1 protein-coding gene is annotated in these 749 nt (G+C 65.3%); it reads right to left on the bottom strand.

The window, feature by feature from the left end; genetic code table 11:
• Positions 1-691, bottom strand: a 691-nt coding sequence (locus A5764_RS09165; RefSeq protein WP_067111952.1) for a proline iminopeptidase-family hydrolase, incomplete at its 3' end; no start/stop codon positions are given.
• Between the last annotated feature and the right edge of the window lie 58 nt (positions 692-749).

Below are 749 nucleotides of genomic sequence, written 5' to 3'. Positions count from 1 at the left end.
TCAACGCCGGCAGAGCGATCTCGGCGAGCCGGTCGAACACGTCCCAGTTTCGGATCGTGCCGACGATGTGAAAGTCGCTTGGGCCGAACATGGTCTCGAAGATCTCGGTGCCCATGTTCCGGAAAGCGTCCTCGAGCTCGGCGGGCCAGGGACGGACGCGGCACAGATAGGTCTCGTTCCAGGTGCGGATGGCGGCCTGGTATTCGGGTGCGTAGGTCGTGCCGGCGGCTTCGTGGCGGTCAATGGCGGATTGCGTTGCCGGGTCGAGCTCGGATTTCAAGCGCGCCACCATCTTCGAGAATTCGGGTATCGACGCGATGCTGTTGGAGATGGCCACGCTGGCGGCCCGGGAGGGCACGTCAAGGACGTATTGCTGCACCAGCATCCCGCCCCACGAGTTACCGAAGAGGTGAAATCGGTTCAGGCCCAGCGCCTTCACGACGGCGTCCATTTCGGCCACCGAGCGCTCCATCGTCCACAGGCGCGGGTCGGACGGGTGGTCGGACCTGCCGCACCCGAGCTGATCCCAGAAAATGACCTCCCGCTCGTCGGCCAACCGTTCCAGCGAGCTGATGTAGTTGTGCGGTAGACCAGGCCCGCCGTGGACCGCAAGCAGCGGAAGACCCGCGCCGCCACCGACCCGATTGAACCAAACGTTTCCGCCCGGGACCGCGATCACGCCCTGAGTCATTCACCCACCATCGCAAATCCTGGTCCCTGCCGCGCGCCGGGTCAGCCCGAGGCCAGTC

It is taken from the genome of Mycobacterium sp. 852002-51057_SCH5723018 (genome assembly GCF_001667035.1).
GTDB lineage: Bacteria > Actinomycetota > Actinomycetes > Mycobacteriales > Mycobacteriaceae > Mycobacterium.
The sequence above is the reverse complement of the archived record's forward strand: the minus strand, read 5'-3'. Positions and strand labels throughout refer to the sequence as shown.